Annotated in this window: 12 protein-coding genes and 1 tRNA gene; 1 reads left to right on the top strand and 12 read right to left on the bottom strand. The window is 31.4% G+C overall.

Translation table 11 applies throughout. The annotated features are described in order from the left end of the window. The 12 genes from AC2LE6_RS07495 to AC2LE6_RS07440 all read right to left on the bottom strand — a co-directional run. Positions 1 to 1074, bottom strand: a 1074-nt coding sequence (locus tag AC2LE6_RS07495; protein WP_484478648.1) for a phosphoenolpyruvate-utilizing N-terminal domain-containing protein, incomplete at its 3' end; no start/stop codon positions are given. A gap of 86 nt (positions 1075 to 1160) precedes the next feature. After that, entirely contained in the window at positions 1161 to 2447 is a 1287-nt protein-coding gene (gene tig, locus AC2LE6_RS07490) for a trigger factor (RefSeq protein WP_484478647.1), read from the bottom strand. Between the two features lie 67 nt (positions 2448 to 2514). Next, entirely contained in the window at positions 2515 to 4299 is a 1785-nt protein-coding gene (locus AC2LE6_RS07485; RefSeq protein ID WP_484478646.1) for a DUF2779 domain-containing protein, read from the bottom strand. A gap of 4 nt (positions 4300 to 4303) precedes the next feature. After that, a complete protein-coding gene (locus AC2LE6_RS07480) occupies positions 4304 to 4783 on the bottom strand; it encodes an NUDIX hydrolase (RefSeq protein ID WP_484478645.1) in 480 nt (159 codons plus the stop codon). Between the two features lie 28 nt (positions 4784 to 4811). Continuing rightward, positions 4812 to 5177 (bottom strand): response regulator, encoded by a 366-nt coding sequence (locus AC2LE6_RS07475; protein ID WP_484478644.1) that lies wholly within the window; start codon positions 5175 to 5177, stop codon positions 4812 to 4814. 88 nt (positions 5178 to 5265) lie between these two features. After that, the gene (locus AC2LE6_RS07470; RefSeq protein WP_484478643.1) at positions 5266 to 5769 is read right to left on the bottom strand and encodes a hypothetical protein; all 504 of its coding nucleotides are present in this window, start codon (positions 5767 to 5769) and stop codon (positions 5266 to 5268) included. A gap of 20 nt (positions 5770 to 5789) precedes the next feature. Beyond that, positions 5790 to 6077: a hypothetical protein gene (locus tag AC2LE6_RS07465; protein WP_484478642.1), complete on the bottom strand. Its 288-nt coding sequence runs from the start codon at positions 6075 to 6077 to the stop codon at positions 5790 to 5792. After that, a complete protein-coding gene (locus tag AC2LE6_RS07460; RefSeq protein ID WP_484478641.1) occupies positions 6061 to 6357 on the bottom strand; it encodes a hypothetical protein in 297 nt (98 codons plus the stop codon). Before AC2LE6_RS07460 ends, AC2LE6_RS07465 begins: the two co-directional genes overlap by 17 nt. Positions 6358 to 6408: 51 nt before the next feature. Continuing rightward, positions 6409 to 7170 (bottom strand): hypothetical protein, encoded by a 762-nt coding sequence (locus AC2LE6_RS07455; RefSeq protein WP_484478640.1) that lies wholly within the window; start codon positions 7168 to 7170, stop codon positions 6409 to 6411. Then, entirely contained in the window at positions 7167 to 7505 is a 339-nt protein-coding gene (locus AC2LE6_RS07450) for a LytTR family DNA-binding domain-containing protein (protein ID WP_484478639.1), read from the bottom strand. The genes AC2LE6_RS07455 and AC2LE6_RS07450 overlap by 4 nt, the downstream gene beginning before the upstream one ends. Positions 7506 to 7621: 116 nt before the next feature. Beyond that, positions 7622 to 8659 (bottom strand): hypothetical protein, encoded by a 1038-nt coding sequence (locus tag AC2LE6_RS07445; RefSeq protein ID WP_484478638.1) that lies wholly within the window; start codon positions 8657 to 8659, stop codon positions 7622 to 7624. Positions 8660 to 8758: 99 nt separating this feature from the next. Next, positions 8759 to 8835, bottom strand: a tRNA-Thr gene (locus AC2LE6_RS07440). A 106-nt stretch (positions 8836 to 8941) separates the two neighbouring features. Between AC2LE6_RS07440 and AC2LE6_RS07435 the strand changes: the two genes are divergently transcribed. Further along, positions 8942 to 9263: hypothetical protein (locus AC2LE6_RS07435; protein WP_484478637.1), on the top strand; the 322-nt coding region annotated here is incomplete at its 3' end.

Genomic DNA, 9263 nt, shown 5'->3' with positions numbered 1-9263 from the left:
TCGTATTCCACGATTCCCTCTAGGATTTTTAAGTTCTTTTAAGTTCATAAACGATATTTGCTTATCTCCACCTAAATCCAGTGTTCTAATGACTACTTTTTGATTTTTATCATAGTTTAGTACTTTGTCATATACCTCTAATTGTTCCTCATATGTCGGAAAACTATCTCGTTCCATATATAGAAATTCAGTGCGATACAAACCAATACCTTCACTATTATATTTTGAAAGTTGTGGTAACTCATACACCGATGTGATGTTTGATTGTATTTTTATATGATGTCCGTCTTTTGTGAGTGTACTTCTTTTGGTGTATTTATCTAATCTTACTTTTTTTTTAGCGATTTCCTCAATAGCTACGAGGTGTTCTTGGATTTCATCATCTGTTGGATTAACGATGATGTATCCATCTTTACCATTTAGAATGATAGTATCTCCTTGTTGGACATGATCTGTAATGTTTATTGTACCTACAACCCCTGGAAGTTCTAACGATCGTGCGATAATGGCGTTGTGTGCTAAATCACTACCGGTATTTATAGCGAACCCTTTGATTACATTTAAATCGAATTGGACGATTAGGCTTGGTGATATATCGTTGCTTACTATAATTGTGTTTTCATTATATGATTGATTGATTTCAGTCTTATCTAGTAACTTGTCTAATACACGTGATTGAATGTCACTAATATCAGTTGCTCGTTCCTTGATATAATCATTATCCATTTCTTCAAATACGCTGATATAATGTGAACATATTTCGTTGAATGCGTATGCAGCGTTTAAAGATTCCTCGTTTATACTGTTTTGGACTGCTCGGTATATTGATGGATCATTCACCATTGCTATTTGCGCATCGATAATCATTGCGTAATCCTCACCAAGTATGTGTAAGGTATCTTTCTTGATAATTTCTAGTTCTTCTGTAGCTTTTGTTAATGCATGATCAAATAAGGACAGTTCCTCTCCTTTATCTGATATTGTAAATGGTGTAATCTCGTGAACATATTCATTCAACACATGTGCTTTTCCAATAACAATACCTTCACTTGCTTTTGTTCCATTGATTTTCATATGATCACCACCTTTTCTCTATTGTACTAATATATTAGGTTCTTGACAAGCCCCTTGGGTAAAGAAAAACCACTCAATGAGTGGTTTTATTTGATTACTAATGTAGATTCTAAGAATTCGATTGTTTTTTTGTAAACAACTTCGTGTTTTACTGCTTCAGGATTGATCGCAGTTTTAACTTGTTCGATTCCCATGTTGTATTGAGCTGCTAGTTCTTCTAATTTAGCTTCCATTTCTTCTTCAGTCGCTTCAATTTTTTCTGCTTTAGCGATTGCTTCAGTTACTAAGTTGTAGCTAATAGAACGTGCTGCGTCATTTAATAAGTTCTTTTCGAAATCTTCTTTTGAAATTCCAGTAAATCCTAGATACGTATCTAAGTCTAAGTTATATTGCTTAGCTTGTTGTGTTACGTTATCCATTAATCTATTTTTTTCTTCTTCGATCATCTCTTGAGGTAATTCGAATGAAGAGTTATTAGTAGCTTCTGTTACTACGAAATCAATTCTTTTGTTTTTGTTGTCAGCGATTAGAGCAGTTTGTAATTTTTCTCTAGCGTCAGCTTTTAACGCTTCGATTGAGTCAATTCCTTCTTTTTCTAATTCTGTAACAAATTCTTCAGTTAATTCAGGTAATTGTTTTACTTTCATTTCATGTAGTTTTACATTAAATACAGCATCTTTACCTTTTAAGTTTTCTGCTTGGTAGTTTTCAGGGAATGTAACGTTAACGTCTTTTTCTTCTCCGATTGCCATACCAACCATTTGCTCTTCAAATCCAGGGATGAATTGTCCTGAACCTATTTTTAATTCGTAGTTTTCTGCAGTTCCACCTTCGAAGAATTCTCCATCAACACTACCTTTGAAATCAAAGATTGCAGTGTCTCCATTTTCTAGAGTACCTTCTTCTTTAAGTGCTAATTCTGCATTTTGTTCTAATAATTTCTCGATTTCAGTGTTTACTGCTTCTTCAGTCACTTCTTCAGATAATTTTTCGAACTCTAATCCTTTGTATTCTCCTAATGTAACAACTGGTTTTACTGCTACTTCAGCAACATACGTAAATGATTTACCTTGTTCAACTTTTGTAATGTCTAAATCAATTTTTGGTTGTGCAACAACTTCTAAGTTGTTTTCCATAATTGCTTCAACATACGTTTCTTGCATAACGTGGTTGATTGCTTCTTCATATAAGCTTTCAACACCGTAATGTTTTTCGAATACAGAACGAGTAACTTTACCTTTTCTGAATCCTTTGATTTCTACTGTGTCTTTTATTTTGTCGAATGCATGAGCTAACCCATGATCGAATTGTTCACTTGTTACTTCTATTTCTACTCTTACTTTACTTCCTGCAATGTTATCTAATTTTGCCATTATAATTCCTCCTATTAAAAATACCGTTATATTATATCATAATATAGGGTTTTGTAAACAGTTTAACTTAAATCTTTCTGAGTTCTCTCAATATCTCAACCATAGCCCAAGTATCTTGTTTACAATACTCGATCAACGCGTTTTGTTTTTGATGTAACGTTTCTGTATCAAATTCATTGTATCCAGCGTAAGTATATACAGCTTCCATACCGTTTCCAACTTCCATGTTTTGGTATGTTAAATCACTAAAGATTGGCAATACTTTTTTAATACTGAATGAACCGTGAAGGTCTTCACTGTAGTAATTAACCGTTTTACTATCTTCTTCACTATATCCTAGATTTTTATATAGTTTACTGTTGGTTTTTACAATATGAAGCAAGTCGAATAAACGACTACTGATATCACTTAATTGTTCTGTATATTCTGGGTAGAATTGAGCTAGTTCTTTAATTCTTGTCTTTTCAAATGCTTCATTATATACAAGGACTGAACCACCATCAGGTTTGATGATTTCACACATTTTACGAACAAGTTCTTCTCTATTATCATTATGATCTTTACTTAGGAATTCATAGTGATCTGATTCCTTATCACACACTCCTGGTTCACGTTCGATATGAATACTGAACTGAAACAAGCTTTGCATGTATGAGCGTTCTCCTTTGAACCTTGGGAAAGGACAAGGGAAACTCTCAAAATCTAAATGATAGATTGGATACTTAATTTCTGCGATTCCATCTCTTAATTTTTGTTTGTTATAATATGCTTTTTTTGTGATGGCCGCATCTCTTTGGATCTGATTATTTCTTCTAGATAACCATTCATGAGGAATATCTACCATTTTATAGTATCCTTCTTCAATCAAATCAAAATACTCATGTTTTACACCCTCAGGATCCTTAAAACCATGATGTTTGTCTAAAAACTCTAAAATACTGTTTTTTTCTGGAAAACGATCATAACAAACATCTTTATACGCACATTGTCTCATTTTCTTTAACTCACAATGTTTCCCAAGATGTACTCTTGATTCATCATCCTTTATTATTCTATCAATGACTTCATCTAACTCATTTTGAATTTTAGGTAATAACTCTTTTGTAACTTCAGTTAAATCAACCAAACACGTTATATCATCATTGTAGATTGGTTCTCCATCTATGTATTGTCCATCAAACACATATTCGTGATTTAAGACACCTAAATAGTATTTGGCATCTTTGATGTCTTCCTCTATAACAAACCTCTGAAACGCTAAATCAAGAACGTATACACCAACACCTGTGTAACGATCAAAGAGTTTGTTTCTTTGTTTTAGATATTTTGAGTTACTAAGAAGTTCTGGGTCTCTTTTTTCGTTTAAATGAAGTACTCCAAACTCATCTTTATAAAATAAATCATATCTGATTTTGTTTTCTGTATATCCTAGACTTAAAAATTTGTTTGTTGTGGTGGCTTTGGCTTCGATGATGTTTATTCCGTTTCCACCTCTGTTGTAAATATCGACATAGCATTGAAGACTAAACGTTTTATAATCTCTAATAAATAGTTTTTGTTCTCCAAAGTCAGTACTATATCTTGTTGTTCCACCAAAATGACTTATTACTTTTTTCGCAGATTCAATCTCTACTTTATCGTAATAAGGCATCATAACTCTTAAATGCTCTAAATCTACATCTAAGAAATCTTCATCTAAATTCTCATCGTATTCTAAGCTGTTTAGTAAATCATGGAAACGATCATTCAATGCATCATCCATATCTTTACGGTTATGAATATGATTTAAGGCAGGATATCTTCTACATCTGATATACTCCATAAACTTACTTTTTGTAATATTCATACTCATTTAATCACCCCTCAATACTATTAATAAATCCTAAAAACTCTCTATTATGAACATTTGGCCCATGAACATGCTTTGTCATGTTGTTTTCAAATGTATCTAGTAGTTCTAATTCTGTCTTCCATACTGTTTCTAACCCTAGTTCTTTTTCTTCATCTGTGAGAGATGGATTGTTTGTTTGTTCCACATACTCACATATGAAGTAAATATTAGTCCACATTGAATCAATGAAATACTCTGTGATTCTTACTGTTTCTTTTACAACCTTCACTGTAATTCCAGTTTCCTCTAATACTTCTCTGATACATGCTTCTTCTGGAACTTCATTTGCTTCTATTCCGCCACCAGGAAACATATGAATATCATTGTTAAGTTTCGTTAAAAGATATAACCCATCTTTCTTAACGATCCCTCTACACGCAGTTCTATGTGGGACATCTTTTATATCTTCTATTTCTATTCCATTGTCATAAATCTCAATATGCATAAAATCACCTCAATAAACAAAAATGCAGTTAACCTGCATTCTGTATCATTTCATTTATTTTGTCTTGTAATGCTGAAACATTAAAAGGTTTCAACATATAGTTTGTTGCTCCAAGGTCAACAGCGTCCATCACTTGGTTTTTGTTCGCAAATTTAATCAATACTAAAACTGTTAAATCTGAATACGTTTCTCTTATCTTCGTCAATGTTTCTCTTCCGCTCATCACCGGCATATTCCAATCAAGAATAATCATTTCCAGATTCTTAATATCGCTGGCCATTTCAAGCCCTTTTTTACCGTTTTCAGCTTCAAAGAAATCAAATTTTAAATCGGTAACACAATCTCCAACTATTTTTCTAATCGTATTTGAATTATCTATACATAAAATACTCATTGATGTCTCCCTTCGAAATACCCACAAAAATTATATCATATATGCAATTCTTTTTAAAGATTGAACAAAAAAATAACAGTATAAACTGTTATTTATCTAGTAGATTTATATTTTTTGGTGACATGTTTTGTTTTGCTTTTGCTATTAAGAAGTTTGATGCGTCTAACGGCAACTGTTCCTTAACAAATACTAACCCTCTTTTGTTTTTTAAGTAGATGAAATAATACCCTTCTACTTCATAAATCGTATGAAACTCACTCCAAAGTTTAACGGCTTCACCTTTTGTAGTAGAAAACTTGATCTGTGTATCATCTAAATTATACGTCATTAAGAACGCTTCTTTATTTGTTTCATACACTTTCTTTCCTTTTCTACTTATACTTGTAACAACAAATGTAATTACTAAAGCAAAGAATAGTAAATAGATATACATTTCATACTGTTTAGCTATAATTGGTCCAACAACTAAAAAGATAAAGAATATTGCATAAATCACTAAACTAAGTGGTTTTAATAATGTTTTCTTTAAGTGATGCTTGTAAAATACAAGAAAATCTTTCTCCGTAACATCCATTTTAAATTTAAAATTCATAATCGTCCTCCTATTGTCTCCTAAGTAGAGTAACACCCTACAATAAAAATATCAAATGTTAAAAACATATACAATAAAAATAAGTACAATATACTAACGCTAAGTCTTGCTATATATCTTTGATTAACATCAAACTGCGCCTTGTTGATAAAAATCACTGATAGTAACAATATAGCAATATGTAAAACTGTGAAATACAGTCTCCCAACTCCACACCATTCAACACCAGTTACATTATTACTAATGACAAATGCAAACATTACAACAAATAAAAGATAAAGAATGAAGAAGTTAATCAGTCGCTTCATGTTCATTCACCCATTCTTCGATCATATCGTAGATAATGGTTACATATTCATCGGATAACTCATCATTAGCAAGTGCATCTATTAACGTCACTTCATAAAACCCTTGCTTTAACACATATCCACTTAGCGCATTATCATTCACTCTTGCTTCGTCATAATACAATACATATTCATTTACACGACCAATTTTTTCATATCCTTTTAGGTTCATTGTAAACACAATCAAACCAATAGATAAAATCGCTACAATTGCTATAAATATTATTCTTCCTTTTGTCATAGTATCACCAACAGTATTATAACATAAAAAACAAAGACAATTGTCTTTGTTTTAATCATAATATTCTTTAATTAATCCATCAATCAATATTTTAACTTCTTCTGATTGTAATTCATAGCTTTTATTAGGATCATACCCCTCAATCACAATCACTGTCCAAGGATATAAGAATGCCCCAATATTCAATCGTTCATCATCTAATCCATTTGCAGTATCTTCATCAACATATCCCCCAATTACTAAATAAGATGTATTCTCGATTACATTAAATTCAGCATCAATCACAACTGTGAAGTTTTCAACTACCATATCATGCGTATTTGTAGTTAATATAACACTCGAAGCAACATTGGTACTAAGAACATTGCCTTCATAAACATTCAGTTCGGTTTCTATTGAGTCATAATAACTATAGTTAACATACTCAACTTCACCCATTGATTCAGAATAATCATCAATTGTTGCTGTTGAGTTGACTGTGACAATGTATACTCCTCTATTAGTTTGATCAACCAGTTCAGGAAGTTCTTTACTTATAACATCTTCAAGTACAAAAATATTACTTTGCTCAGTATCTGTAACTTTATTAAAACCAAATGAATCAACATTTAGAACTGCGACAAGTAGTATAACTAACCCTGACACATAAGACATTTCTCTTTTAAATGGAGTTCTTCGTAATTCTATAACACCGCTTGTTTCTTGTTTCTTTTCAAGTAATCCTTCAAATTTCTTTGTTGTATATATTTTCCAGAAAACATATAAAACATAAACACTAAGTACTACTAATATACTAATCTCAATTATATTCATCTTTTATAGTCTCCTTTCTTTAAATACGCTTTGAATGGTTTTATATATGTTCTATTGATATATAAAACCTCGCGATTCTTCATTCTTATCTTTATTTTTGAATTGAGTTGTGGAGTTAAAGTTATTATTTTAAATACATTCACGATAAAACTCTTGTGAGTTCTAATAAATCCAAATTCCGGGTACTTCTCTAAATCATATAATTTTAGTTTCCGAACTCTGTATTTATTATCCATAGTAAAACAGAAACAATCATCCTTGAATGCTTCAAAATATAGCACATCTTCTAAATCGATGCTTTTTTCCCCTCTGTCATTCACACATGTAAGTTTCATACGATGCCTCCACACCTATACTTTATAAGTATATTTGTTCCAATTCAATCTTAGTAAGATAAGTTACAAAAAAAAGACCATAAAAATCTCTATGGTCTATATTATATCATAATCACCTAGTTATTAGGGATATTTGTGTACTGTATTTGATGATTGTATTCATCACTAAATAGCGATACAATCATCTTGTTCAAACCGTATCTAGTAATTTGTACTGAATAAGCTATATCTCCTGTATCTAAAATAAGGAAATCATTTTCATTTTCTAATATAACAACCTCACTAAATAGAATAGTCTCTCCATCTAATATCTGGAATGTAACTTCCATGTCCTGAGTTGTTGTATTTACTACTAGATCAAGTACTTGATACGTTAAACCATCTTTTGTCGGTAGATTAGTAACAACACCCTCTTCTGATCCATCCTCAAGGATTGTTTCACTATCCATAATATAATCATTATGCATTACATAATGTGCATCAACAATTGATTTTGATTCATCTTCATTTATTAGTACAAGTTCAACTTTAATACCTAAATACATCTTTGATATCTCAACTTGCAAATTGCTATAAACCGGAATCTCAGCATGTCTATAAATGTATTCTTTTAAATACCATTCAAATCCATCATCATACTCCATTAATAGTACAAACATACCATTTTTATGGGTATCTATCGTTAATATTGCATTCCCCATATCTTTGACAAATCCACCTTCAACAACATGGACAAAGTCACCATTTGGAATCTGAACTACTCCTGCATCTCTTATTTCAACAAAGAAACTCTTTTTGTGTGTATTATCATTGTGATCTGTATAGATAACATCAACACCAAACACATCCATTACTTCAAAAGTCATATCTGAATCGTCAAATTCTAAACTATCAACGTAAGGCAATAACCTATTATAAAAATCAGGGTACTGATACAGTACTTCCATCCAATCCACGTTTGTACTTCTACTTTCATACATTGTAATATCGTATACAACATCATACCCAAACAAACTGATAGAATCAAACGCTTCACAATATGTTTCTACCTCTACATTCTCTGAGTAACAATCACTCTTTGGATCTTCCTTAACAGGTTCTTCCTCACAACCTACTAAGACAAATAATAAGCATAAAACGAAAAGCTTTTTCATGTAAATCCCTCCTCAAATACAAGTATAACATATTTTCACCTAAGTAAAATGACACATTTGACATAAAAAAAGACCAAACAAGGTCTTTTGCTTATATAATGGTGCCGCTTATTGGACTTGAACCAACAACCTCATCCTTACCATGGATTTGCTCTACCGATTGGAGCTAAAGCGGCGATAATATCATAAAAATATTGTAACACAAAACTACAATTTTTGCTGAATTACTTACTCAATATGATATAATCTAGCTATACTATTTTTATATCGGGGGTAAGTACAATGAAGGCAATCATAAGAAACAGAGTTTTGATTCACACGTTTATACTTATATTTGGAGTTATTTTTTCATTCTTCCCCTTATTGAATGAAGATATTCAAATAGAAATTTATTTTGGAGTATTCGGTGGTTGGTTATACCAGGGAGACCTAGTTATCCCTTTCATTAACATAGGACTCTTTTTCTCTCTTGGTTTTTGGTTGAGATATATTTCTATTTACTTTTCCAAAGATGAAATGTCAATTCAGTGGTTACTAAAAAGTGATCAATTAAAAAAAGAGATCTTATTTATAGCTATTGGAACACTCTCATATGTATTAATGT

The organism is Candidatus Izemoplasma sp., assembly GCF_982632705.1.
The sequence above is the reverse complement of the archived record's forward strand: the minus strand, read 5'-3'. Positions and strand labels throughout refer to the sequence as shown.

Coding starts and splice junctions, on each gene's coding strand:
- tig (WP_484478647.1), bottom strand. CDS start 2,447: ATGGCAAAATTAGATAACATTGCAGGAAGTAAAGTAAGAGTAGAAATA.
- AC2LE6_RS07485 (WP_484478646.1), bottom strand. CDS start 4,299: ATGAGTATGAATATTACAAAAAGTAAGTTTATGGAGTATATCAGATGT.
- AC2LE6_RS07480 (WP_484478645.1), bottom strand. CDS start 4,783: ATGCATATTGAGATTTATGACAATGGAATAGAAATAGAAGATATAAAA.
- AC2LE6_RS07475 (WP_484478644.1), bottom strand. CDS start 5,177: ATGAGTATTTTATGTATAGATAATTCAAATACGATTAGAAAAATAGTT.
- AC2LE6_RS07470 (WP_484478643.1), bottom strand. CDS start 5,769: ATGAATTTTAAATTTAAAATGGATGTTACGGAGAAAGATTTTCTTGTA.
- AC2LE6_RS07465 (WP_484478642.1), bottom strand. CDS start 6,077: ATGAAGCGACTGATTAACTTCTTCATTCTTTATCTTTTATTTGTTGTA.
- AC2LE6_RS07460 (WP_484478641.1), bottom strand. CDS start 6,357: ATGACAAAAGGAAGAATAATATTTATAGCAATTGTAGCGATTTTATCT.
- AC2LE6_RS07455 (WP_484478640.1), bottom strand. CDS start 7,170: ATGAATATAATTGAGATTAGTATATTAGTAGTACTTAGTGTTTATGTT.
- AC2LE6_RS07450 (WP_484478639.1), bottom strand. CDS start 7,505: ATGAAACTTACATGTGTGAATGACAGAGGGGAAAAAAGCATCGATTTA.
- AC2LE6_RS07445 (WP_484478638.1), bottom strand. CDS start 8,659: ATGAAAAAGCTTTTCGTTTTATGCTTATTATTTGTCTTAGTAGGTTGT.